This window comes from Bradyrhizobium sp. SZCCHNR1053 (genome assembly GCF_032381235.1).
Classification (GTDB): Bacteria; Pseudomonadota; Alphaproteobacteria; order Rhizobiales; family Xanthobacteraceae; genus Bradyrhizobium.
Genome location: NZ_JAUHJM010000013.1, coordinates 1 through 25,705, shown reverse-complemented (window position 1 = coordinate 25,705; position 25,705 = coordinate 1). Strand labels below are relative to the sequence as shown.

The following is a 25,705-nucleotide window of genomic DNA, read 5'->3' as shown; positions in this document are numbered from 1 at the left end:
CCACGCCAGCGTTCCATATCCGGATGCACGCCGGACCGCTTTGAGCTAGGCATAGCCGCTCATTGCCACCCGATTCCCTCACCCAAGGACGCGTTGTGACGGTCATCGATTTCTCCGCCTTCATCGGTCGTCTGGCGACCGCGTCGGGCGAAACCATCCTGCCGTTCTTCCGGACCTCGCTGCTGGTCGACAACAAGAGCAGCCGGCACGATTTCGATCCGGTGACGGAGGCCGACCGCGCCGCCGAGGCGGTGATGCGCCGCCTGATCAAGGCGAACTTTCCTCAGCACGGCATCGTCGGCGAGGAGTTCGGCAATGAGCGCGCGGACGCCGATTACGTCTGGGTGCTCGATCCGATCGACGGCACGAAGTCCTTCATCGCCGGTTTTCCGACCTGGGGCACGCTGATCGCGTTGCTGCACAAGGGCACGCCGGTGTTCGGCATGATGCACCAGCCTTTCATCGGCGAGCGCTTCGCCGGCGACAACGGCTCCGCCAACTACAAGAACGGCGGCGGCGAGCGCCGGCTCTCGGTCCGGCGCTGCGAGCGTCTCGCGGACGCGGTGTGCTATACGACGAGCCCATTGTTGATGAACGAGGCCGATCGCGCCACCTTTGGCCGGGTCGAGGCCGAGACCCGGCTGTCGCGCTATGGCGGCGACTGCTACTCCTATTGCATGCTGGCCGCCGGCCATCTCGATCTCGTCATCGAGACCGAGCTCAAGCCCTATGACATCGCCGCCCTGATCCCGATCATCAACGGCGCCGGCGGCATCGTCACCGATTGGGAAGGCGGCCCGGCGCAGAACGGCGGCCGGATCGTCGCCGCCGGCGACAAGCGCGTCCATGAAGCGGCGCTGAAGCGGCTGGCAGCGGGCTGAGCCCGCCTCCACCGGCCTGGCTCCGCCTCGCGCTGAACGGCGACGTCCGGCCTGTCGCCGGACGTCTCATGCAGCGGCCCGGCGCAAATGCTCGACGAGCAGCTTCGCGGGACGCGGCAGCGCCTTGAAGCTGCGGGCGCAGATCACGAGCCGGCGATCGGCCCAGGCGTCGCGCAGCGCGACGAGGCTGATCGGCATCGACCGCGCGCAACGCCGCGCCGCCGCTTCCGGCACGACGGCAATGCCGATCCCGGCCGCCACCATCTGGCAGATCGCGTCGAAATCGCGCAGCCTGGCCCGCACGTGCTGGCGGATGCCGAGCCGCGCGGCGTGCCGGCCGATATGGACGTTGAGCGCCGTCCCCTGCGTGAGGCCGATGAAATCCTCCCCCGCGGTCTCGCTGAAGTCGATCTGCCGGCGGGCTGCGAACGGGCTGCGCCGCCCGGCGACCAGGATCAGCCGGTCCTCGCCGAAGGCGAAGCGCTCGATCGTCTCGGGCAACGCATGCTCCGCCGCAAAGCCGAGATCCGCTCTGCCGGACGCGATCGCCTCGGCGATCTCGGTGCTTTCGCGCTCCTCGACGTCGACGTTGATGTCGGGATGCTCGCGCAGGAAGGCGGCCAGCGCCTTGGGCAGATGCTCGGCGAGGCCGACCGTGTTGGCGAGCAGCTGCAAATTGGCGCGGCGGCCGGACGCGAAGCCCGAAAGCTCGCCTTGCATGGCCTCGACATTGGCCATGATGATGCGGGCGTGATCGAGCAGGCTCTCGCCCGCCGCGGTCAGATCCACGCCACGCCGGCCGCGCTTGAACAGCTCGACGCCGAACGCGTCCTCCAGACCCTTGATCCGCGCGCTCGCCGAGGCCAACGCCAGATGCGCCCGGTCGGCGCCGCCGGTGATGCTGCGGGCCTCGGCCACGGCAATGAAAAGCCTGAGATCGACCAGATCGAAACGCATGGTCATCCTGCCTCAGTCTTGGACGAAGGCTTGCTCCGTAACCTCCACATTGTGTCGTCGGCGCAGTCTGGTCAATGTGACGACCATGATCGACCCCATCCTCATCTTCATCGCCCTCGCGCTCACCTTGGCCGGCTTCGTCAAGGGCGCGCTCGGCCTCGGCCTGCCGACCATCTCGGTCGGGCTGCTCGCGGTCGCCATGCCGCCCGGCCGGGCGCTCGCCATCGTCATCGTGCCGGCAGTGATCACCAACATCTGGCAGACCTTCGCCGGCCCTTATCTGCGCGATATCGCCAGCCGCCTCTGGCCGCTGATGCTGGGGACCGCGATCGGCATCTGCCTCAACGCCGGCGCGCTCAGCCATGCCTCGACGCGCTGGGGCAACGTCGCGCTCGGCGTGCTGCTGATGCTCTATGCCCTGCTCGGCCTCACCAAGTTCGCCTTCAAGGTCGCGCCCCCGCACGAGAAATGGGTCGGCGGCATCGTCGGCCTCGTCACTGGGCTGATCTCGGCCGCCACCGGCGTGCAGGTCGTGCCCTCGGTGCCGTACATGCAGGCGATCGGGCTCGAGAAGGACGAGCTGGTCCAGGCGCTCGGCGTGTTCTTCACGGTCGCCACCATCACGTTGGCGTTCAACCTGACGAGCTCCGGCCTGCTCAGCACGGCCACCGCCCTGCCCGGCGCGGTCGCCATGGCCTGCGCCTTTGTCGGCATGTTCGCGGGCCAGGCAGCGCGATCCCGACTGCCGGCCGAGGCGTTCCGCCGTGTGTTCCTGATCGCCATGATCCTGCTCGGCCTGTATCTCGCCGGCACGGCGGTCGTCGAGTTGCTCTGGTAGGTCAGCGCGCCTCGAGCATCGCGATCCGGACGCCGAGATAGATCAGCAGCCCGCCGATCGCGCGGTTGAGCCAGAGCAGCGCGGCGGACGAGCCGCGCACGCGGCGCGCAGCCCGGGCCGCGACGACGGCGACGCCGAGGCACCAGATCGTGCTGTTGACGATGAAGATCGTGCCGAGCACCAGGAAGGCGAGCGCCTTGTGCGGCGCATCGGCAGCGACGAATTGCGGCAGGAAGGCGAGAAAGAACATCGCGACCTTCGGATTGAGAATGTTGGTGAGCGCGCCCTGCCAGAACACCTGGCGGAGCGTCACCGCCGGCATCGACGTCACATCACTGGCCCTGGCGGCGTCCGGCCGCCGCGCCAGAAGCTGCGTGATGCCGAGATAGACCAGATAGGCCGCACCGGCCCATTTCACCGCCGCGAAGGCCGCGGCGGAGGCCGTGAGCAGCGCCGACAGCCCGATCGCGCTTCCGAACACGTGAACGAGGCACCCCGTGCTGATGCCGAAAGCGGCAGCGGCCCCGCCGCGCCAGCCGATCTGCGCGCTGCGGCCAACGATGTAGGCGGTGTCGGGACCCGGCGTGACGTTGAGCAGCAGCCCGGAGACGAGAAACAAAGGCAGATCGTGAATGCCGAGCATGATTGAACATTTCCTAACGATACCGGTCTAATCATCTACCTGGCCTCGGCATTGCTGTCTCGCACCGCAGAGGCCGGCGCGGGGCCGCATGGCAAAGGTGCCGCGATAGGGTCCGGAAAAGCGTTGGATTCGGCCGCCTCGGTCGTGGTATGCGCGAGGCGGGAGCACGATGTGATGGAAAGACGCCTCGCTGCCATCCTTTGCGCCGACGTCGCCGGCTATTCACGCATGATGGGAATCGACGAAGACGGCACGCACGCCGCCTTCAAGGCTCATCGCGGCGCCATCCACCCGATCATTCTCAATCACGCCGGCCGCATCGTCAAACACACCGGCGATGGCTTTTTGCTGGAATTCGCCAACGCCGCCAGCGCCATCCAGTTCGGGGTCGAGATGCAGTCCCTGATGGCGGAGCGCAACGCCGATCTGCCGGCCGACCGCAACATGCGCTTCCGGCTCGGAATTCATAAGGGTGAGTTCACGATCGACGACGGCGAGGCCTTCGGCGACGGCATCAATGTCGCCGTCAATCTCGAATCGATCGCCGTCCCGGGCGGTGTTGCTGTCTCGGCCAAGGCTTATGAGGAGGCCGGCCCGCAACTCCCCATCGAGCTGACCAGCGCCGGAAGCTTCCAGTTCAAGAACCTGCAGGAGCCGGTGCAGGCGTGGACATGGGAGCCCGGCAGCGAGGCGGCGATCCGGGCCGGGACGAGCGTCACCGGCCTGCCGCCACAATATCGCACGGCGATCGTCGGCGTGCTGCCATTCGTCAACCTCTCCGACGGCGCCGACGAGTATCTCGCCGACGGGCTCGCGGACGACCTGATCCATGCGCTGTCGCTGCAATCGTTCTTCCGTGTCCTGAGCCGCACCTCGACGTTTCGCTTCAGGGACCGCGGCCTCAATCCCCGCCTGGTCGCACGCGAGATCGATGCGACCTACCTGATTCAGGGAACGGTACGGCGCTCTGGTCACAAGCTCCGCGTGACGGCGGAACTGATCGCGCCCGAGACCGGCGCTCAATTGTGGACCGGTCGCTATGACGGCGACGTCGGTGATCTGTTCGCGATGCAGGACGAGATCACCACCAGCCTGTGCGCGGCGCTGATGCCGGAGATCTATCGTGTCGAAGCCTCGATTCCGGTCCGTGCGCCGGCGACCGACCCGACCGCCTGGGACCGCTTCCTGCGCGGTCTGTCGCACTACTACCGACCGACCAAGGCCGACTACGAGATCTCCATCTCGCTGTTTCGGCAAGCCATTGCGCTCGATCCCACGCTCGGCCTCGCGCACGCTTATCTCGCGACCATTCTGATGCAGGGCATCAATTTCGGCTGGATCAAGGGCTCGCGCGAGCTCTGGGACGAGGCGAAGAACCTGGCGCTGGACAGCGTGCGGCTCGACGCGCGCTCCTCCTTCGCCTATGCGATCCTGGCCTTCGTGCAGGCCATGCAGGGCGCCCATGAGGACGGCATGAAGGCGGCGCGCAAGGCGACCGAGCTCAATGCCTACGACATGGGGGCGCGCGGCGTGCTCGGGCTCTGCCATATGGTCAACGGCGAGCACCAGCAGGCCATCGATCTGTTCTCGATCGCGGCCCAGCGCGGCAACAGCGATCCGCGCTATCAATGGCCGGCGCTGAACGCCTACAGCCACTACCTGCTCGGCCGTTATGAGGCCGCGTTATCGTGGGCCCGCGAGGAGCTGTTTCTCTACCCGAACCATCTGCAGGCGCTGACGATCCGCGCGGCAACCCTGGCGCAACTTGGTGCGACGGACCAGGCGAGCGACGCCGTCGACGCGCTGCGCGCGCAATATCCCTGGCTCACGCTGGATCGCCACATCAAGAACATCCGGTGGAAACGCCGGGACGACATCGACCACTACCGCGACGGACTGATCAGGGCCGGGCTGACGTGAGCCAATCGGACCGCATGTCGCCGGCCCGCCACATGGCCTACACATTGCTTCCGCAAATTGATTGGATTCGACTGCTGTTGCCGTGGTATCGCCCTGAGTAGGAGCAAAGACGGAATGGAGAGACGGCTGGCCGCGATTGTCTGTGCCGATGTGGTCGGTTACTCGCGGATGATGGGCGCCGACGAGGCGGGAACCCATGCCGCGTTCAAGGCGCATCGCGGCGCCATCCACCCGATCATCCTCAATCACGGCGGCCGCATCGTGAAGTACACAGGGGACGGATTTCTCCTGGAATTTCCGAGCGTCGTCGGCGCCATCGCGGCCTCGGTCGAGGTGCAGAAGCTGATGGCCGAGCGCAATGCTCATTTGCCGGCCGACCGGGTGATGCAGTTTCGCCTCGGCCTCAACATGGGCGACGTCATCTTCGACGAGGACGAGGTATTCGGCGACGGCGTCAACACTGCTGTGCGACTTGAAGCCGCAGCACCGCCCGGCGGAATTGCCGTCTCCCACAAGGCCTACCAGGAAGCCAGCAAGCACCTCACGGTCACCTTCGTCGACCGCGGGCCGTTCCGCTTCAAGAACATCGAAGACACCATCAACGTCTGGACCTGGGATCCGTCCTCGCCGGAGAAGAGCCGCGAGCAGCGGTCCGCCACGACCCTGCCGGCGCAATACCGGACCGCGATCGTCGGCGTGCTGCCGTTCGCCAATCTCAGCGGCGAGACCGACGAATATTTCTCGGACGGCCTGGCGGAAGACCTCATCCACGCGCTGTCGCTGCAGTCCTTCTTCCGCGTGCTCAGCCGCAACTCCACCTTCGCCTTCAAGCATGCCGGCATGAGCGCCCGCCTGATCGCGCGCGAGATCGATGCGACCTATCTGATCCAGGGCTCGGTGCGGCGCTCCGGCGACAAGATCAGGGTGACCGCCGAGCTGGTCGCGCCGGAGAACGGCGAGCAGCTGTGGGCCGGCCGCTACGACCGCGACATCGGCGACCTGTTCGCCGTGCAGGACGACATTACCGCCAATCTGTGCACCGCGCTGATCCCCGAGATCTACCGTGCCGAGGCGGCGGTGCCGGTGCGGTCCAAGACCACCGACCTCACGGCGTGGGACCGCTTCCTGCGCGGGCTGTCGCACTACTACCAGCCGACCAAGGCCGACTACGAGAGTTCGATCGCGCTGTTCCGCGAGGCGATCAGGATCGACCCCGGTCTCGCCATCGCCCACACCTATCTCGGCACCATCCTGCTGCAGGGCATTCATTTCGGCTGGATCAGGAATTCGCGGGAGCTGTGGGACGAGGCAATGGCGCTCGCCGAGGCCGGCGTCCGGCTCGATTCCCGCTCGTCCTTCTCCTATTCGCTGCTGGCCTATGTCCACGCCATGCAGGGTCGGGTGGAAGCCGGGATGGAAGCGGCACGCAAGTCGCTGCAGCTCAATCCCTACGACATGGGTGCGCGCGGCGTGCTCGGCGTCTGCCATCTCGTCGCCGGCGAGCACCGCCAGGCGATCGAGCTGTTCTCGGTCGCGGCCCAGCGTGGCAACAGCGATCCGCGCTATCAGTGGTCGGTGCTGAGCGCATTCAGCCACTACATGCTCGGCCAGTACGACGCCTCGCTGTCCTGGGCGCGGGAGTCGCACTATCAGAACCCGAACCATCTGCAGTGCCTCGCCATCCGCGCCGCCGCGCTGGCGCAGCTCGGACGCTCGGTCGAAGCCGGCGAGGCCGTCGCGGCGCTTTTGAGCCAGCATCCGTGGATGACGATCGAGCGCCTCCTGAGCAACATCCGCTGGCGCAATCCGGCCGACATCGCGCATTATCGCGACGGCCTCACCAAGGCCGGCGTGCCGCTGACCAAGCTCACCCTGGTGGACACCAAGGCGAAATTCGCGGGCGAGTAGCGCGATCGCGACTTGAGGTTGACACTTGGGCGGGTTACGCCAATCATTGACGATTGCATTGTAACGTTCAGATGGCGGGGCTCCGCCCGTTCCTCGGCGCAATTCGGCGCCGCCCTCGTTTGTTGGCGTGATTTCGTTTTCATCACTCAGGTGCTTTCCAAGGATGTTCTTCGATGCAAGAAGACAGCGCCCGCGTCCGTGACGCCCTGCCCGGACAGCTTCCGGTCTCGTCCGATAACCCGTGTCCCTTCCTGCGCGCGCTCGTCGCCGGCGGCTTCGTCGACGGCCACAGCGTCCCCTTGAAGACCATCGGCGACCGGGTCGAGGCGGCGAGCGGCGAGACCGGCTTCAAGAAACGGCTTGTCGGCATCGAGACCTTCGGCGTTGCCCTGATCGCGAACGGCCTGTCGCCGCTGCGGCTCCTGAAGAGCCTGTGGTCCGGGGCCGATCTCGACCAGTTGCGCAACGGTCCGCTCGACAAGCATGGCGGCGGATCGCGCATCCTCGACGCCGAGGCCAAGGTCCATCCCGAGGAGATCGACCGGTTCGCGAGCTTCGGCAGCGACTATCCCGATCCCAATGGGGGCACCGAGCGCGGCCTCAACGAGGCGCAGATCCAGACCTTCATGAAGGCCAATCTGACGCGCGACGGCGATCGGGCGCGCTGGTACTTCCCCATTCTGATGCAGGGCGAATGGCCAGTGCTGCTGAACATCCTCGGCAAGGGCGAGGGCGACGGCCGCTATCTGTCCGTTGCCGAGGTCCGCACGCTGTTCGTCGACCGCCGCCTGCCGCAGCGTATCGCCGCACGGCTGACAGCCAAGCCCAAGCCCGCGAACATCGTCTGGCGCATCGGCAAGGCACTCGTCGGCACGGCAGTGCTGGCCGGCGCCGCCGTGTTGCTCGCCTGGGTGGCCGCGCCCGACGCCGTCAGCGACAAGCTCAGCAAGGTTCTGCCGAAGAAGGCCGCGGCGTTCATTCCGCCCGCTTTGCCCGAGACCGAGCCGACCAGGGCGGCCTATTGGCTCGATCAGGGCTGGACCACGCAGGACCGGCACTGGTTTCACCACGTGACGCAGGGCACCGCGACCTTTCCGATTCCCTACGCCTGGTTCATGGCGATGGAGCAGCCTTATCTGACGCCGTTCGGCTCGCCCGGCCTGATCTCCGACAGCGCCTATCTCGAACGTTTCGGCTTCATCCCGAGCCCGAAGAGCGTCGACGGCGACCCCAGCGCGCTCCGGCCGTTCGGCTACGCCGCCACGGCTGCCAAGACCGAGCCGGCAGCGCCGCTGCCGTCCGGCCTGAAGCCGACCCCGGCCGGCAACGAAGGCGGCCTGCCAGTCGGCTTTGCCCGGCTCACTGGCGCGACCGATCCCGCCACCGGCGCCGCGCAGTCCGACAAGATCGGCATGACCTGCGCGGCGTGCCACGCCGGCAGCATCCACTACAAGGGCGTCAGCGTGCGCTTCGACGGCGGCCCCGGGATGGCCGACCTACGCAAGCTGGAAGAAGCCATGGGCTTTGCGATGATCTTCACGCAATACGTGCCCGGCCGCTTCTCCCGCTTTGCCGATCGCGTGCTCGGGCCGAACGCCTCCGACGCCGATCGCGAGACCCTGAAGAAGGGCTTGAAGGCCGCGACCGATTTCGCGCTCAACATGCAGGCCAAGAACTACAAGACCACGATCGAGGCCAAGGGCCAGACCGAAACGGAGGAAGGCTTCGGCCGGCTCGATGCCCTCAACCGCATCGGCAACCAGGTGTTCTATCTCGACATGGCATCGAGCGGGCTGCCGAACATGCTCGGCAACCAGGAGGCCATCGACGCGCCGGTGTCCTATCCGCCGATCTGGACCGTGCCGTGGTTCTCCTGGGCGCAATATGACGGATCGATCGCACAGCCCCTGATCCGCAATGCCGGCGAGGCGCTCGGCGTCTCCGCACAGATCAACTTCTCGCCGGAGACCGCGAGCGACAGGCTGTGGCGGTCGTCGATGGCGATCGATAACCTGCTCTACATCGAGAACATGCTGCGTGGTCCCGATCCGTTCGCGACGACGACGCCCGCGTTCGGCGGGCTGACCTCGCCGAAATGGCCGGAGAAGCTGTTCGCCGGCGACGACGCCTGGAAGATCGATCCGGCACGCGTCGAACGCGGCCGGAAGCTCTATGCAGCTGTTTGCGTCGAGTGCCATCTCGGGCCGGTCGCCGACCCCGTGTTCGACAAGACCTATCCGGACAAGAGCTTCTGGAAGATCAAGCCCGCCGAGGATTGGGAGAGCAAGGGCTGGAATGCCAAGGGTCCGATCCTCGACCTCGTGCAGAAGCCGGTCGACGCGATGCAGACCGACCCCGGACAGGCGAGCATTCTCGCCAACCGCAAGGTCAAGGTGGCAGGATTCCTCGAGGTCGATCCGGCCAAGGATCTGAAGGGCTGCAACCTGCCGCAGGGCTCGACCACCGACATGCCCTACGCGCTGGCGCTGATGGCCGTCGTGCAGAAGGCGAGCGACAAATGGATGGAGGACCGCAACATCGGCGAGGCCGAGCGCGCCGCGCTGTGGGGCGACCGCAAGAACTGTCCCAACCCGGCCGGCAAGTCCTATCGCGCCCGCCCGCTCAACGGCGTCTGGTCGACTGCGCCCTATCTGCACAACGGCTCAGTACCGTCGCTGCACTGGCTGCTGACGCCGGCCGCCGAGCGGCCGACCTCGTTCTGCCAGGGCGCGCGCGACTATGACCCGAAGCCGGTCGGCTTCGCCGTGCCGAAGGGCGGCGAGAGCGCGTGCAAGGTCGGACAGACGCTGTTCATGGCCAAGGATTCCAGCGGCAAGCCGATCAAGGGCAACAGCACGCTCGGCCATTCCTTCGAAGGTCCGACGAAGCCCAACAAGGACTATCCGAACGGCATCATTGGCGGTGCGTTCTCGGAGGACGAGCGCTGGGACCTCATCGAATATCTGAAGACGCTGTGATGATGTGAGGCTGCGCACCTTCGTCACGACGAAGCCACGGGCCTCGTGGGACTGATCTCTTGCGGCGAGAGCGGTCCCTCCCTCCCGGTTGCGGGCAGGGGGTGGGACGGAGGTCCATGAGCTCCGGTCCCTACAACTCACTGAGCGCGACAGCGACGTCCGTGCGCCGACCCGGGACCCATACATACTCCCGGGCGGCGACGGGGCGCAGGCTGGCGCCATAGCGTGCCTTACGCGGGCAGAGGTGGATGGAGCGAGCTACGTTCTTCTGCCCGATCAGAACATCGCGGGCGGGCTGACATTCACTCCGTGCTGGACCAGCACGAGAGAAGCGACCACGCCCATCAACGAGAACATGGTCACCAGACCGAATCCGGAATTGAGCGCATGGGGACCAACCAGCTTCCGCGCAATCATCATAATCATCAATGCCTCCTCCTGAATGTCGTTAGTGGACGTCACTAGAGGGACGGTGCGTTACCGGGGCGTTTCCAAACTTGGAGAGATCGGCGCGTGGTGAATGCATCCTTGAATGCACAGCAAGCCCGGCATGAAGCCCGCTTAACACTGATGGCCGATTTGGATTTGCATCGAGGTGAGGAGAGCGCCGGCGCTCGAAAAAGTTGAATCTTCCTAACGGCTCGCGCTGAACGGATCACGATGTCGACGACAAGGGTGGACCGCTACGCGCGTGGGGCACGATGGCTGTGTCGCCAGAGCGATCTTGTGTACGCGCGGCGAGAGAACGAGATTCGGTGTTTCCCAGCGAAAGTAGATCGACACCTCGAATGACGTGGCCGTAGCCGCCAGGCCATATCCCGTCATCCGGTTGATGACGTCCGGCTCGGGACATATCGCGTCGAAGACGTTCGCGGTCGGCGTCCTGACTCGATCCTATCTCGCCTCATTCATCGCCGTCGCTGCGAGCAGCGCCGCCTCGATCGTGTCCCGGGTCTTGTCGAGATGCGCAGTCATGAGCGTCACCGCGCGCTCGGTGTCGCGCGCCAGCACCGCCTCCATCAGTTCGCGATGCTCGCGCGCGGCATCGCGGTTACCACGATCGGTCTTGCGGGCGAGATCGAGATAGCGCTCGTTATGCGCAAACAGGAGATCACGCACCCGCATCATCCAGGCGCTGCCGCAGGCCTGGGCCAACGCGGCATGGAAATCGGCATGCGCCAGCATCCAGGCCGGCGAGAAGCTGCCGTCATGGGCCGCGATCGGCGTCGCGGCCAGACGGTGATGCGCGGCAACGACCGTGGTCTCCCAGGCGAGATCACCGTTGGCGATGGCGTGGCGCAGGCACTTGGTCTCGATCTCGACGCGCATGTCGGTCAGGTCGCGCAGATCGGCCACCGAGACCGGCGCCACGCGGAAGCCGCGCTGCGGCGTCGCCGTCACCAGCCCTTCCGCCGTGAGCCGCGCCAACGCCTCGCGGATCGCCCCGGTGCTGACCGAGAAGGCTGATCCGAGCTCGCTGATCTTCAGCTTCTCCTCCGGACGATAGAGGCCGGCGAGCAGGCTGGCACGCAACTGCTCGTAGACGGTCTGGGTGGCGCTGCCGGACATCGACTCACTCTCGCGGGACAATGGATTCACACTAGCAGAGCCTAAAAGTATACTTTCATAAAAAAATATATTTTAATTGCACAGCCTCCGCCATCCCCCTATGCTTAACGCCAAAATGCCGCCGGCAGCGCGGCCCATCAGGGAGGTATCCATGCGAAGCGCCATCGCAGCGGCAGGATTGTTCGTCGTCGCGTCCGTCCTCGCCGTCCCCGCTCGGGCGGAGGATCAGCCGGGCATCACCGCCAGCGAGATCCGCATTGGACAGACCATGCCCTATAGCGGGCCGGTGTCCGCCTTCGGCATCCTCGGCAAAGGCGAGGTGGCCTATTTCAAGATGGTCAACGACCGCGGCGGCATCAACGGCCGGAAGGTCAACCTGATCTCGCTGGACGACAGCTACGTGCCGCCCAAGACCGTGGAGCAGACGCGACGGCTGGTCGAGAGCGACGAGGTGTCGTTCATCTTCTCGACCATGGGCACCGCGCACAACACCGCGATCGCCAGGTACCTACAGGGCAAGAAGGTGCCGCAGCTGTTCGTCGCCTCGGGCGCCTCGAAGTTCGGCGACCCCGCGCAGTTTCCGCAGGCCGTGATGGGCGTGATGGCGCCGTTCCGCAACGAGGCGCGGATGTATGCGCGCTACGCGCTGCAGCAGAAGCCGGGTGCGACGTTTGCGATCCTGGCGCAGAACGACGATTTCGGCCGCGACTATCTCGCCGGGCTGAAGGACGTGCTCGGCGAGCGCTTCGACACGGCCGTGACCGTCGCGAGCTACGAGGCCACTGAACCGACCATCGACTCGCAGATCGTGAAATTGAAATCCAGCGGCCCCGACGCGCTGATCATTGCCGCGACGCCGAAATTCGCCGCACAGGCGATCCGCAAGACCTTCGAGATCAACTGGCGGCCGATGACCTTCCTGACCAACGTGTCGGTGTGGATGTCCTCGGTGATGGAGCCGGCGGGCCTCGAGGCCGGCAAAGGCATCATCTCGACCGCCTATGTGAAGGATCCGCTGGATCCGGCCTGGGCCGACGATCCCGGCGTCAAGGGCTGGCGCGACTACATGGCGAACTACGTGCCCGACGGCGACATCCGCGATTCCAACTACGTCAACGGCTACAACAACGGCATGGTGCTGGAGCACGTGCTGCTGAAGGCGGCCGGCAACGATCTGTCGCGCGAGAACATTTTGCGGCAGGCGCTGTCGATCAAGGATCTCGAGCTGCCGATGCTGCTGCCGGGCATCAAGGTCAGCACCAGCGACAGCGACCATCTGCCGGTCGAGCAGGTGCAGTTCATGCGCTTCACCGGCAAGCAGTGGGAGCGGTTCGGCGAGGTGCTGTCGACCAAGTAGCGGCGGCTGCCCTGTTGGACTTTCGGCGGCGAAGGCGTAGACCTCTGCCGTCGTCCACAGGAGAGCCGCGGCGCCGATGTCCGAGACTGAACCGCTCACGCTGAAATTCCGCTGTCCGAAGGAGCTCGAACGCCTCATTCCGCAACCGGTGCCGGCGCCGATGGGCGTTCCCGACTGGGTCAAGACGATGCCGGCCACCGCGTTCAGCGCGCTCAACCAGGCCGAGGAGCAGACCGTCAAGCGCTGCCCGCCCTTCATCGACGCGATGACGACGGGCTTCCTCATTCCGCTGATCTGCGACCTCAAGGTCGAGGATAGCGGGATCAGTTGGGACAACGAGCTGCCGCCGGGCGGCGCGATCGATTTTCCGCGCTCGCCGATCAGCTTCCACGACGTCGCGCAGGTCACGGGCTCGCCGCTGTTCGAGACCGACCGCTTCCTGCTCAAGTTTCACAATCTCTGGACGATCGAGGCGCCGGAGGGCTGGGCATTGCTGTTCACACATCCCGTCAACCGCTTCGACCTGCCCTTCACCACCGTGACCGGACTGGTCGACAGCGACCGCTTTCACGACTCGTTCGTGCACTTCCCGGCGCACTGGCATGACACGGCATTTCGCGGCGTGATCCCGAGGGGTACGCCGGTCGCGCAATGCATTCCGGTGAAGCGGCAGACGTGGGCGATGCAGACCTCGGCCTTCACTGAAGAGGAAATCGCCGAGATCCACGAGGTGCGCGATGCGCTGAAGCGCGAGACCGGCGTCTATCGCAAGCGGTTCAGGGCTTAGCTGTCGCAGCGCCGTCGATCTGCAGGAATCTGGCGGCATCGCTCGGACGGAAGAAGAAGCGGCCGTGCGAGGTGACCGCGAGCGTGTAGGCCGCGCGCGTCAGCAGATGCGGCCGGCCACGCACCACCGTGCGCAGCGCCGCCTGAGCGCCATCGCGATCCCCCATCTCGGCGAGGCACATCGCGAGATTGGCGCGGGTCTGGGTGTCGTCGGGCCGCAGGCCTAGCGCATGGCGGTAGGTACCGGCGGCCTCGGGATAGTCGCCGTCGAGGAACTGCACCCAGGCGAGCTCGATCAGGATGTCGGGCCGCCCCGGCGCCGCCTCGCGCGCTGCCAGCAGGTGCGTGCGGGCACGGACGCGGTCATTGGCCTGGAGACGGAGGCGTCCGAGATCGAGCTGGAGGTCGACGCTGTCGGGTGACAGCGTCAGGGCCTCCTCGATCACGGCGATGGCTTCACCGAGCTGTCCCGACTTTGCAAGCCGCCCCGCCAGCTCCTGGAACGCCGGCAGAAAAGGCGGCCGCCGCGCCGCGGTCTTGCGCAGCTGCGCGATGCCATCGGCGGCACGTCTGGATTCGCACAAGGCGGCGCCGAGCAGCGTCTCGAGCTCCGGATCGCTGCCGCGGAGCGCCGCCTTCTCCAGCGGCGCAATCGCCTCGCTCGCGCGCTGCTGGCCGAGCAGCGCATGGGCGTGGACGAGCAGCGCGGCGCGATCAGTCCTGGCTGTGCGCAGGATCGAGGCGGCGATCTGCTCGGCGCGCGCGAACTGCCGCGCGCGCAGCGCGTGGATCGCTTCCTGCAGCGCCTGCGCCTGCTGATTTTTCCGCCGTTCACTCACGTCTGCAGCCAAGCTCCGAGGAAGAGGTCGAGCCTAGCTAGCTCGCCGGCCCCAGGAGTGTCCAGCAGCACGCTCACCCGAACAGCGGCGTGCCCGGCACGAAGGCGTCGAACGCAGCCCAGAACTGCGAGCGGTAGCGGTCCTGCTCCTGCAGGATCTCGTGCTTGGCCCCGGCGATGACGAGATGCGAGCCGGCGCGCAGATGATAGGCGAACTCCTCGATCGCTGCGGTCGACACCACGGTGTCGCTGGACGCCGCCAGCATCAGGATCGGCTGCCGGATCTGGGAGGGATAGGTCATGCCGCGGAAGGTCATCATCGCCGAGAAGGCGGAATCGGCCCAGGCCACCGTCGGCGAGGCGATGCCGAGCGTCGGATCCTCCTCGAGGATCGCGGCGTTGCGGGCATAGCGGACGGGATCAGAGGTCAGCGGATTGTTGACGAACGGCGCCAGCCCGCTGATCTCGTCATTGCCGCCCGGCACGTAGCGGCCGCCCTGCCCGGCGATGCGCATGGCCCGCAGCAGCAGCCGCGCCGGCAGCGCGGTGCGGCTGTCCGGCAGATCGATCATCGGCGCCGACAGTACGACGCGATCGAACCAGCGCTTGCCGGCATGCGCGAGCCGCAGCAGCACGGTGCCGCCCATCGAATGCGCCAGCGCGAAATAAGGCGGCGGACAATCCGGCAGCACGACCTGGGTGACGAAGGTCTCGACGTCGAGTTCGTAGTCGGAGAACGAGCGCACATAGCCCTTGCGGGAATCGCGCAGGCGCCGCGACGAATGGCCCTGGCCGCGCCAGTCGATGATCGCGACCGCAAAGCCGCGGTCGCGCAGGTCGCGCACCGTCTCGAAATACTTCTCGATCATCTCGCTGCGGCCGGTGAACACGCACACCGTGCCCTTGCGCCCGGCCGGCGGGGCCCAGCGCGCAAAGCGCAGCTCGGCGCCATCGGGAGTCTTGATGGTGCCGGCGGTGGCGTTTTCGGGGACGGGATTGGCGGGAATCGAGACGAGCGTCATGAGGCGCCCATCGAATAGGTGAAAGGCAGTGGGAATCAAGGGGTGGAACGGCAAAAAGAGCAGGTCTCGGACGCCCTTGAACGTCGAAACGTCCGACCCATATCGAGGCCGTGCAGGCCGCGTCAGGCTGCACGACAGCCCGGCCCGATGGCGGGCGGGTTAGCCAACAGTCGCTCAATGGAGGACTTTGACCATGCGTACCTACGACCTCACCCCCTTCTATCGTTCCACCGTCGGTTTCGACCGTCTGTTCGCGCTGCTCGACCAGGCCACCAGCGATCCCACCCCCGGCTATCCGCCCTACAATATCGAGCGCACCGGTGAGAACGCCTACCGCATCACCGTCGCCGTCTCCGGCTTTGGCAAGGATGAGCTCTCCCTCGTCGCGAAGGAAAACACGCTGACGATCAAGGGCGAGAAGGCCGCCAACGAGAACGGCAAGAAGAGCGAGTTGCTGTATCGCGGCATCGCCGCCCGGGCCTTCGAGCGCTCGTTCCAGCTCGCCGACCACGTGGTGGTGAAGAACGCCAGCCTCGAGAACGGCCTGCTCCACGTCGACCTCGTGCGCGAGATCCCCGAGGCCAAGAAGCCGCGGTCGATCCCGATCTCGACGAACGCGCAAGCTGAGCAGCCGGCGATCGAGGGTTCGGCCGAGAAGGCCGCCGCGTAACCGGCACACATACCAGGAATGCGAACGCCCCGGGCAGCCGGGGCGTTTTTTTGTGTGGTGCTGCAGTGCAATCAAACGACCGTGACTGACGGTAACGGTCTGCGCCCTGCCCGCGAAGACCCCAGTGATCACCTCGCCAACCCGAGCCACTGGAGCCGTCAACATGAACGTCGTTCGTACCCTCACCCTCATCGCCGCCCTGTCGGCTTTTGCCGGCCCCGCTCTGGCGCAGCCGGCGCCGCCGCCGAAGGTCCACAACGTCGTGCTGGTGCACGGCGCCTGGGCCGACGGCTCGAGCTGGGCCAAGGTCATCCCCTATCTGCAGGCCGCTGGCCTCAAGGTCACCGCCGTGCAGAATCCGCTGACGTCGCTGGCGGACTCCGCGGCTGCCACCCGCCGCGCGCTGGCCGAGCAGGACGGACCGGCCGTGCTGGTCGGCCATTCCTGGGGCGGCACGGTCGTGAGCGAGGTCGGCACCGACCCGAAGGTCAGCGCGCTGGTCTATGTCGCGGCGCGTGCGCCCGACGCGGGCGAGGATTTCGTCAAGCTCGCCGGTCAATATCCGACACCGCCGGCCCGCGCCGGCATCGTCGACCATGACGGCGACACCAAGCTCAACGAGGACGCCTTCCTGAAGTATTTCGCCAATGGCGTCGATGCGACGACGGCCAAGGAGCTCTATGCGGTGCAATGGCCGACCGCGGCGACGATCTTCGGCAACCGCACCACCCAGGCGGCATGGCACGACAAGCCGTCCTTCTATGCGGTGTCAAAGCAGGACAAGACCATCGATCCGGATTTCGAGCGCTTCCTGGCCAGCCGCATGAAGGCGACCACGATCGAGCTCGACGCCGGGCACCTGTCGCTGGTCTCACATCCGAAGGAGATCGCTGATCTGATCCTGAAGGCCGCCGGTCAGCACGAGTAGTCCGATTGATGGTGCGGGACTCGTCCCAGCGGCAACAAGCAACGCTGTCATGCCCGCGAAGGCGGGCATTCAGCACGCCGCGGCAGTCACGAGCAACCGAGATGCTGGTGGTGACTGGATCGCCCGGTCACGCCGGGCGATGACAGTTGTGGTGGTGGCTGGCGGCCGGGCAGACCGCTCAATCGTCTCTAATCCAGCCCCTGCACCGGAGGCATCTTTGCCGTCGGCTGGATCTGCGGTGTCGGCTTGGCCGCGGCCGCTGGCGCTACGGAGCCGGTGGTCTGAGGCGGCGCGGCTGCCGACTGCACCGGCTTGGCATCAGACGGCTTCGCCTCGGATGACTTGGCCTCGGACGGCTTGGCCTCGCCCGTCTTCGGCTCGTCGGCCTTGGCTTCGGCCGGCGCAGGCTTGACGTCGGCGGGTTTGGCTTCGGCCGGCTTGATGTCCGCAGGCCTGGGCGGAAGGGCTTTGGGAGCCTCCGTCGGCTTCGGGTTGAGCGCCGCGGTCTGCGGCGACGGCGCTGCCGGTCGGGCTGCTGGCGTCGGCACCTTCGGCTGAACCGACACCGCGGTGGCAACGCGCGGCGCAGCCGGCATCGGCGGCACCAGGCGCGGATCGGCCCGGATCACGCTCGGCGGCGGCAGACGGTCGAGGGCGCCGCGCGGGGCCGGCTCGTAGCGCATCCGCTCGTACTCCTCGCCCCATTGGAACGCCGGCACGAAGCGGATGATGCGGCCGGAGCGGGCATCGACCACGAGCTTGCCGTCCTCGCCCTCGCGATCGAGCACCGCCACGACATAGACATTGCCGCGCTGACGCGGCACGCCGAGCGGCGAGAAGCCGTTGTCGCGCAAAATCGCATAGACCTCATGCACCGGCAGGAACGCCGGCGCATAGCCATAATCCTGCTGGTAGCCGTCCTGACGGTAGACCGGCGCCGGCGGCACATAGCGCTCGTCGCGGTAGCCGTAGTCAGGGCCCGGCCGGTAGCCGTAACGCGGCGGTGCGGGCACGACGGCCGGCGGCGGCAGATCCGGATAGGGCGCATCGAAATCGGAGACCGCCGTGTAGGGCGCACGGACGCCCGATGGCGGCAACGGCTCGGCCTGCGCGGCAAACGGCGCGATCAACGCGGCTGAGACGACTCCAACTAGCAACTTCATGGCTCAAAGCTCCTGCATGCCCCCGCACGTGAAGCTGTTCGCTTCCTCTCAAGTGCCGCGGAAGTTCTGCCGTGATTCCGGCGGTCCTGGGTCGGCGAGGGGGCGGGATCGGGGCGTCAGGTTTCAAAATCGAGCGCAGCGCGTGATCGCCCGGCCCGGTCGGGTCGTCCGGTCAGCGGCTGAAACGGAAGATTTGCCGGGGAATGGGCGCGTTGCTGCGCCCGGACCTCAGGACTCCGCGATGCTTGTGTGATAGGTTAAAGTTTGGCATCTTGCGGTTTAGGACAGAAATGCTGTCTAAAATTTCGTTGCAAAGGTGACCGAGACTTTGCAATGATGTTACGGCGCCTGAGGGCGCTGCGATATGAACAGGCCACGGTCGTCCAGCGGGGACATGGTCCCCCGGCGGCTGGCCTGAACTCTGCAAATGCGGCTCGCTGACAAGGACGAGCGTTGGCTCCGGAGAGGGGCCGCGCAGCGCCCGGGGTGCGCCGGACGGACTGTACCGGACTGTGGTGAAGGCCCTGACCAATAATTTATGGGGACGGATATGAGCGGATCGAAGGTCGAGCACGGAAAGTTGGGCGGCGCGGTGCTGGCTGTGGATACGCGTGAAAAACCGGCCGAGATCACCCGCGAGCTGCATACGTGGCGCCCGGAAGCCGAAGGTCTGTATGACCCGAGCCAGGAGAAGGATTCCTGCGGCGTCGGCTTCATCGCCAACATCAAGGGCCAGAAGTCGCATCAGATCGTCGCCGACGCGCTGAGCATCCTCTGCAACCTCGAGCACCGTGGCGCCGTCGGCGCCGACCCGCGCTTCGGCGACGGTGCCGGCATCCTGGTGCAGATCCCGCATGCCTTCTTCTCGCGCAAGGCAAAGGAGCTCGGCTTCACCTTGCCCGCCCCCGGCGAATACGCCATCGGCGCGCTGTTCATGCCGCGCGACGAGGCGTGGCGGAACGTCATCAAGAGCATCATCGCCGACCAGATTGAGGACGAAGGACTGGTGCTGCTCGGCTGGCGCGACGTGCCGACCGACAACTCCTCGCTGGGCGTGACGGTCAAGCCGACCGAGCCGCGCAGCATGCAGGTGTTCATCGGCCGCAACGGCGCCGCCAAGACCGAGGACGAGTTCGAGCGCAAGCTCTACATCCTCAGGAAGTCGATCTCGCAGGCGATCTATCAGCGCCGCGACCGCGGCATGTCGGGCTATTACCCGTGCTCGATGTCGTGCCGGACCGTGATCTACAAGGGCATGTTCCTGGCCGACCAGCTCGGCAAGTACTACGCCGACCTGCACGAGCCGGACTTCGAGAGCGCGCTGGCGCTGGTGCACCAGCGCTTCTCGACCAACACCTTCCCGACCTGGTCGCTGGCGCATCCGTATCGGATGATCGCGCACAATGGCGAGATCAACACCCTGCGCGGCAACGTCAACTGGATGGCGGCGCGGCAGGCCTCGGTGTCATCGGAGCTGTTCGGCAAGGACATCAGCCGGCTCTGGCCGATCTCGTATGAAGGCCAGTCCGATACCGCCTGCTTCGACAACGCGCTCGAATTCCTGGTGCAGGGCGGCTACTCGCTGCCGCACGCGGTCATGATGATGATCCCCGAGGCGTGGGCCGGAAATCCCTTGATGAGCGAGGAGCGGCGTTCATTCTACGAATATCACGCCGCGCTGATGGAGCCGTGGGACGGCCCCGCCGCGATCGCCTTCACCGACGGCCGCCAGATCGGCGCCACGCTCGACCGCAACGGCCTGCGGCCGGCGCGCTATCTCGTCACCAAGGACGACCGCATCGTGATGGCGTCCGAAATGGGCGTGCTCAAGATCCCAGAGGACCAGATCGTCACCAAGTGGCGGCTGCAGCCGGGCAAGATGCTGCTGGTCGACCTCGAGCAGGGCCGCCTGATCCCGGACGATGAGATCAAGGCGCAGCTCGCCGCCAGCCATCCCTACCAGGAATGGCTCACGCGCACGCAGATCCAGGTCGAGAAGCTGCCGGATGCGCCGACCACGGGCGCGCGCACCAACCTGCCGCTCTTGGACCGGCAGCAGGCATTCGGCTACAGCCAGGAAGACATCGCGATCCTGATGACGCCGATGGCGGCGACCGGCGAGGAGGCCACGGGCTCGATGGGCAACGACACGCCGATCTCGGCGCTGTCGGACAAGCCGAAGCTGCTGTTCACCTACTTCAAGCAGAACTTCGCCCAGGTCACCAATCCGCCGATCGACCCGATCCGCGAGGAGCTGGTGATGAGCTTGGTGTCGATCATCGGCCCGCGGCCCAACCTGTTCGACCTCGAAGGCGTCGCCTCGACCAAGCGGCTCGAGGTGCATCAGCCGATCCTGACCGATGCGGACCTCGAGAAGATCCGCTCGATCTCGGAGGTCTCCGACAGCCACTTCGTCTCGCGCACGCTCGACACCACCTTCGATGCGAGCCTGGGCGCCGCCGGCTTCGAGCAGATGCTCGACGATCTCTGCGGCCGCGCCGAAGCCGCGGTGCGCGAGGGCGTCAACATCATCATCCTGTCCGACCGCATGGTCTCGGCCGACCGGATTCCGATCCCGTCGCTGCTCGCCTGCGCCGCCGTGCATCATCACCTGATCCGCACCGGCCTGCGCACGTCGGTGGGTCTCGTGGTGGAGTCGGGCGAGCCGCGCGAGGTGCATCACTTCGCCTGTCTGGCCGGCTACGGCGCCGAGGCGATCAATCCTTATCTCGCCTTCGAGACCATCATCGCGCTCAAGGACAAGCTGCCGGGCGCGCTGAGCGACTACGAGGTCGTCAAGCGCTACATCAAGTCGATCGGCAAGGGCCTGCTCAAGGTCATGTCGAAGATGGGCATCTCGACCTACCAGTCCTATTGCGGCGCGCAGATCTTCGACGCGGTCGGACTGAAGGCCGAGTTCGTGCAGAAGTTCTTCTACGGCACCCACACCCGCATCGAAGGCGTCGGCCTGCCGGAGATCGCCGAGGAGACCACGCGCCGTCATCGCGACGCGTTCGGCGACGCGCTGGTCTACAAGACCGCGCTCGACGTCGGCGGCGAATATGCCTTCCGCACCCGCGGCGAGGACCACGCCTGGACCGCGGAATCGGTCGCGACGCTGCAGCATGCGGTGCGCGGCAATTCGAGGGAGCGCTACCAGGCGTTCGCCAGGCTGCTCAACGAGCAGTCCGAACGGCTGCTGACCCTGCGCGGCCTGTTCCGGATCAAGTCGGCCGAGGACGACAGGCGCAAGCCGGTCCCGCTCGACGAGGTCGAGCCGGCGAAGGAGATCGTCAAGCGCTTCGCCACCGGCGCGATGTCGTTCGGCTCGATCTCGCGCGAGGCCCACACCACGCTCGCGATCGCCATGAACCGGATCGGCGGCAAGTCGAACACCGGCGAAGGCGGCGAAGAAGCCGACCGCTTCAAGCCGCTGCCCAACGGCGATTCCATGCGCTCGGCGATCAAGCAGGTCGCCTCGGGCCGGTTCGGCGTGACGACGGAATATCTCGTCAACTCCGACATGATGCAGATCAAGATGGCGCAGGGTGCCAAGCCCGGCGAAGGCGGCCAGTTGCCCGGCCACAAGGTCGACGCGACCATCGCCAAGGTGCGCCACTCGACGCCGGGGGTCGGCCTGATCTCGCCGCCGCCGCATCACGACATCTACTCGATCGAGGATCTCGCGCAGCTGATCTACGACCTGAAGAACGTCAACCCCGACGGCCAGGTCTCGGTCAAGCTGGTGTCCGAAGTCGGCGTCGGCACCGTCGCCGCCGGCGTCGCCAAGGCGCGCGCCGACCATGTCACGATCGCGGGCTTCGAGGGCGGCACCGGTGCATCTCCCCTCACCTCGATCAAGCATGCCGGCTCGCCGTGGGAGATCGGCCTTGCCGAAACGCACCAGACTTTGGTGCGCGAGCGGCTGCGCAGCCGCATCGTGGTCCAGGTCGACGGCGGCTTCCGCACCGGGCGGGACGTCGTCATCGGCGCCCTGTTAGGGGCCGACGAGTTCGGCTTCGCCACCGCGCCGCTGATCGCGGCCGGCTGCATCATGATGCGCAAGTGCCACCTCAACACCTGCCCGGTCGGCGTCGCGACCCAGGACCCGGTGCTGCGCAAGCGCTTCACCGGTCAGCCCGAGCACGTGATCAACTTCTTCTTCTTCGTCGCCGAGGAAGTCCGCGAGATCATGGCCGCGCTCGGCTACCGCTCGTTCAACGAGATGGTCGGCCAGACCCAGATGCTCGACCAGTCCAGGCTGGTGGCGCATTGGAAGGCCAAGGGCCTCGACTTCTCCAAGCTGTTCGTCAAGCAGAAGGAGGCGCCGGGCCAGAAGATCCATCACGCCGAGGCGCAGGACCATCACCTCGAGGCCGTGCTCGACCGCAAGCTGATCGAGCAGGCCAAGCCCGCGCTCGACCGTGGCGCGCCGGTCAAGATCGAGGCCGAGATCAACAACACCGACCGTTCGGCGGGCGCGATGCTCTCGGGCGCGGTGGCGAAGATCTACGGCCATGCCGGCCTGCCGCAGGACACCATCCATGTCAGCCTGAAGGGCACCGCAGGCCAGGCCTTCGGCGCCTGGCTCGCCCAAGGCGTCACCTTCGAGCTCGAAGGCGAAGGCAACGACTACGTCGGCAAGGGCCTGTCGGGCGGCCGCATCATCGTCAGGCCGCCGCGCAACTCCGGCATCGTGCCGGAGGAGTCGATCATCGTCGGCAACACCGTGATGTACGGCGCGATCTCCGGCGAGTGCTTCTTCCGCGGCATCGCCGGCGAGCGCTTCGCGGTTCGCAACTCCGGCGCGGTCGCCGTGGTCGAGGGCGCGGGTGATCATTGCTGCGAATACATGACCGGCGGCATCGTCGTCGTGCTCGGCAAGACCGGGCGCAACTTCGCGGCCGGCATGTCGGGCGGCGTCGCCTACGTGCTCGACGAGGCCGGCGACTTCGACAAGCACTGCAACATGGCGATGGTCGAGCTGGAGCCGGTGCTGTCGGAGGAGATGATCGCCGAGGACACCTATCACCAGATGGGCGACCTCGAGGCGCATGGCCGGGTCGACGTGTTCAAGAACCTGCTGGCGTCCGACGTGGAGCGGCTGCACGTCCTGATCTCGCGCCATGCCAAGGCGACGGGCTCCAAGCGCGCCGCCGACATCCTGGCGAACTGGAAGGACTACGCGCCGAAGTTCCGCAAGGTCATGCCGGTGGAATATCGCCGTGCCCTGAAGGAGCTCGCGGCCAACGCCGACGCCGAGCCGAAGATCGCGATCGGGGCTTGATGTCGCTCCTCATGGTGAGGAGGCGCGTAGCGCCGTCTCGAACCATGAGGCCAACAGCGGGGCCTCGCCCTTCGAGACGCGGCGCAAGCGCCGCTCCTCAGGGTGAGGAGAAGCGGGAAGCAAATTCCTCATGGTGAGGAGGTGCGAAGCACCGTCTCGAACCATGAGGCCGAGGTCGAGGCCTCACCCTTCGAGACGCGGCGAAGGCGCCGCTCCTCAGGGTGAGGGGAAGCACAGAGGAAATTCCTCACGGTGAGGAGGTGCGAAAGCAACCGTCTCGAACCATGAGGCCCGAGCAGTCAGGGACGTCGTAGGTCATGGGCAAGGTCACAGGTTTTCTCGAAATCGAGCGGCACGATCGCAAGTACGCGCCGGTTGCCGAGCGGCTGAAGCATTTCCAGGAATTCGTGGTGCCGCTCTCCGAGAAGGAGCTGCGCGACCAGGCGGCGCGCTGCATGAATTGCGGCATCCCCTATTGCCACGGCACCGGCTCGGCCGCGCCGGGCACCACGGGCTGTCCGGTCAACAACCAGATCCCGGACTGGAATGACCTGATCTACAACGGCAATTGGGAAGAGGCCGCGCGCAACCTGCACTCGACCAACAACTTCCCGGAGTTCACGGGCCGGATCTGCCCGGCTCCGTGCGAGGCGTCGTGCACGCTGAACATCGACGACAATCCGGTGACCATCAAGACGATCGAATGCGCCATCGTCGACAAGGCCTTCGAGCAGGGCTGGATCAAGCCCGAGCCGGCCGCCGTGAAGACCGGCAAGAAGGTCGCGATCGTCGGCGCCGGTCCCGCTGGTCTCGCCTGTGCGCAGCAGCTCGCCCGCGCCGGTCACGACGTCCACGTCTATGAGAAGAACGCCAAGGCCGGCGGCCTGCTGCGCTACGGCATTCCCGACTTCAAGATGGAGAAGGGCATCATCGATCGCCGCATCGGACAGATGGAAGGCGAAGGCGTCACCTTCCACTATGGCGTCAATGTCGGTGGCAAGGATGGCCTCGATGCCAAGACGCTCTTGAAGGACTATGACGCCGTCGCGCTGACCGGCGGCGCAGAAGCTCCGCGCGACCTGCCGATCCCCGGCCGCGACCTCGCCGGCATCCACTACGCGATGGACTTCCTGCCGCAGCAGAACCGCCGCGTCGGCAACGAGAAGGTCGAAGGCGACGACATCCTCGCCGCCGGCAAGCATGTCGTCGTGATCGGCGGCGGCGACACCGGCAGCGACTGCATCGGCACCTCGCTGCGCCAGGGCGCCAAGTCCGTCACCCAGCTCGAGATCATGCCGGCGCCGCCGGAGCGCGAGGACAAGGCGCTGACCTGGCCGAACTGGCCGCTGAAGATGCGGACCTCGTCGAGCCAGGCGGAAGGCGCCGTGCGCGAATTCGCGGTGCTGACTCAGAAGTTCGAGGGCGAGAACGGCGCCGTCAAGAAGCTGCATTGCGTGCGCGTCGATGCGCAGTTCAAGCCGATCCCGGGCACCGAGTTCGTGCTCGATGCGGAGCTTGTCCTGCTCGCGATGGGCTTCGTGCATCCGGTGCACGAGGGCCTGCTCAAGAGCCTCGGCGTCGACCTCGACCCGCGCGGCAACGTCAAGGCCAACCTGACCGACTACCAGACCTCGCTGCCGAAGGTCTTCTCCGCCGGCGACATGCGCCGCGGCCAGTCGCTGGTGGTGTGGGCGATCCGCGAGGGCCGCCTGTGTGCGCAGGCGGTCGACAAGTTCCTGATGGGCAAGACCGAGCTGCCGCGCTAGCGGCGGCCGATCAAGCGCGTTAGTTGGATGCGACCCGCTTAGTTGGACTCATCTGCAGCCGCACCGTCGGTGCGCTCCCCTCCCCCTTGCGGGGAGGGGTCGGGGGTGGGGGTCTCCAGGGTATGAACCGGGCTGAGTCCTGACAATTCAGACCGGGTTGATTCCTGACAGGCAAGCTTCGTCCGATTCGAAGG

Annotated in this window: 18 protein-coding genes; 11 read left to right on the top strand and 7 right to left on the bottom strand. The window is 66.4% G+C overall.

All coding sequences use genetic code 11. The features are described 5' to 3' along the window. The first annotated feature begins 95 nt into the window (after positions 1 to 95). Positions 96 to 881, top strand: a complete 786-nt coding sequence (gene hisN / locus QX051_RS24610; protein ID WP_315736484.1) for a histidinol-phosphatase — start codon at positions 96 to 98, stop codon at positions 879 to 881. Between the two features lie 66 nt (positions 882 to 947). Here hisN and QX051_RS24605 read toward each other — a convergent pair whose 3' ends face one another. Then, a complete protein-coding gene (locus tag QX051_RS24605) occupies positions 948 to 1,838 on the bottom strand; it encodes a LysR substrate-binding domain-containing protein (RefSeq protein WP_315778003.1) in 891 nt (296 codons plus the stop codon). Between the two features lie 85 nt (positions 1,839 to 1,923). Between QX051_RS24605 and QX051_RS24600 the strand changes: the two genes are divergently transcribed. After that, positions 1,924 to 2,676, top strand: coding sequence for a sulfite exporter TauE/SafE family protein (locus QX051_RS24600; protein WP_315777900.1), 753 nt, complete (start codon positions 1,924 to 1,926; stop codon positions 2,674 to 2,676). Position 2,677: 1 nt separating this feature from the next. On the opposite strand, the gene QX051_RS24595 is transcribed toward QX051_RS24600, so the two are convergent. Then, positions 2,678 to 3,319 (bottom strand): LysE family translocator, encoded by a 642-nt coding sequence (locus tag QX051_RS24595; protein WP_315777899.1) that lies wholly within the window; start codon positions 3,317 to 3,319, stop codon positions 2,678 to 2,680. A 174-nt stretch (positions 3,320 to 3,493) separates the two neighbouring features. Between QX051_RS24595 and QX051_RS24590 the strand changes: the two genes are divergently transcribed. From QX051_RS24590 to QX051_RS24580, 3 genes are all read left to right on the top strand, one after another. Then, positions 3,494 to 5,239, top strand: a complete 1,746-nt coding sequence (locus QX051_RS24590) for an adenylate/guanylate cyclase domain-containing protein (protein ID WP_315777898.1) — start codon at positions 3,494 to 3,496, stop codon at positions 5,237 to 5,239. Between the two features lie 114 nt (positions 5,240 to 5,353). Beyond that, a complete protein-coding gene (locus tag QX051_RS24585; RefSeq protein WP_315777897.1) occupies positions 5,354 to 7,147 on the top strand; it encodes an adenylate/guanylate cyclase domain-containing protein in 1,794 nt (597 codons plus the stop codon). A 173-nt stretch (positions 7,148 to 7,320) separates the two neighbouring features. After that, a complete protein-coding gene (locus tag QX051_RS24580) occupies positions 7,321 to 10,125 on the top strand; it encodes a di-heme-cytochrome C peroxidase (RefSeq protein WP_315777896.1) in 2,805 nt (934 codons plus the stop codon). A gap of 276 nt (positions 10,126 to 10,401) precedes the next feature. On the opposite strand, the gene QX051_RS24575 is transcribed toward QX051_RS24580, so the two are convergent. After that, positions 10,402 to 10,551: a hypothetical protein gene (locus QX051_RS24575; protein ID WP_315736478.1), complete on the bottom strand. Its 150-nt coding sequence runs from the start codon at positions 10,549 to 10,551 to the stop codon at positions 10,402 to 10,404. 468 nt (positions 10,552 to 11,019) lie between these two features. Then, positions 11,020 to 11,694 carry a GntR family transcriptional regulator gene (locus QX051_RS24570; RefSeq protein WP_315777895.1) on the bottom strand — a complete coding sequence of 225 codons (675 nt, stop codon included), beginning with the start codon at positions 11,692 to 11,694 and terminating at the stop codon, positions 11,020 to 11,022. A gap of 151 nt (positions 11,695 to 11,845) precedes the next feature. Here QX051_RS24570 and QX051_RS24565 point away from each other — a divergent pair, with 151 nt between their 5' ends. Beyond that, positions 11,846 to 13,051, top strand: coding sequence for an ABC transporter substrate-binding protein (locus QX051_RS24565; RefSeq protein ID WP_315777894.1), 1,206 nt, complete (start codon positions 11,846 to 11,848; stop codon positions 13,049 to 13,051). 76 nt (positions 13,052 to 13,127) lie between these two features. Next, complete coding sequence (locus tag QX051_RS24560) at positions 13,128 to 13,838, top strand: hypothetical protein (RefSeq protein WP_315777893.1); 711 nt, start codon at positions 13,128 to 13,130, stop codon at positions 13,836 to 13,838. Here QX051_RS24560 and QX051_RS24555 read toward each other — a convergent pair. Both QX051_RS24555 and QX051_RS24550 read right to left on the bottom strand, forming a co-directional pair. Beyond that, positions 13,828 to 14,676, bottom strand: coding sequence for a tetratricopeptide repeat protein (locus QX051_RS24555; protein WP_315777892.1), 849 nt, complete (start codon positions 14,674 to 14,676; stop codon positions 13,828 to 13,830). The genes QX051_RS24560 and QX051_RS24555 overlap by 11 nt on opposite strands. Positions 14,677 to 14,749: 73 nt before the next feature. After that, on the bottom strand, positions 14,750 to 15,697 hold the full coding sequence (locus QX051_RS24550) for an alpha/beta hydrolase (protein ID WP_315736473.1): 948 nt from the start codon (positions 15,695 to 15,697) through the stop codon (positions 14,750 to 14,752). A gap of 193 nt (positions 15,698 to 15,890) precedes the next feature. Here QX051_RS24550 and QX051_RS24545 point away from each other — a divergent pair, with 193 nt between their 5' ends. Together QX051_RS24545 and QX051_RS24540 are read left to right on the top strand one after the other, a co-directional pair. After that, the gene (locus QX051_RS24545) at positions 15,891 to 16,367 is read left to right on the top strand and encodes an Hsp20 family protein (RefSeq protein WP_315777891.1); all 477 of its coding nucleotides are present in this window, start codon (positions 15,891 to 15,893) and stop codon (positions 16,365 to 16,367) included. A gap of 163 nt (positions 16,368 to 16,530) precedes the next feature. Continuing rightward, complete coding sequence (locus QX051_RS24540) at positions 16,531 to 17,295, top strand: alpha/beta hydrolase (protein ID WP_315777890.1); 765 nt, start codon at positions 16,531 to 16,533, stop codon at positions 17,293 to 17,295. A gap of 188 nt (positions 17,296 to 17,483) precedes the next feature. Here the strand turns inward: QX051_RS24540 and QX051_RS24535 are convergent, their stop codons facing one another. Then, positions 17,484 to 18,458 (bottom strand): hypothetical protein, encoded by a 975-nt coding sequence (locus QX051_RS24535; protein ID WP_315736470.1) that lies wholly within the window; start codon positions 18,456 to 18,458, stop codon positions 17,484 to 17,486. 550 nt (positions 18,459 to 19,008) lie between these two features. On the opposite strand from QX051_RS24535, the gene gltB reads away from it, so the two are divergent. Next, the gene (gltB, locus tag QX051_RS24530) at positions 19,009 to 23,745 is read left to right on the top strand and encodes a glutamate synthase large subunit (protein ID WP_315777889.1); all 4,737 of its coding nucleotides are present in this window, start codon (positions 19,009 to 19,011) and stop codon (positions 23,743 to 23,745) included. Between the two features lie 317 nt (positions 23,746 to 24,062). Beyond that, positions 24,063 to 25,511, top strand: coding sequence for a glutamate synthase subunit beta (locus tag QX051_RS24525; RefSeq protein ID WP_315777888.1), 1,449 nt, complete (start codon positions 24,063 to 24,065; stop codon positions 25,509 to 25,511). Positions 25,512 to 25,705 lie beyond the last annotated feature (194 nt).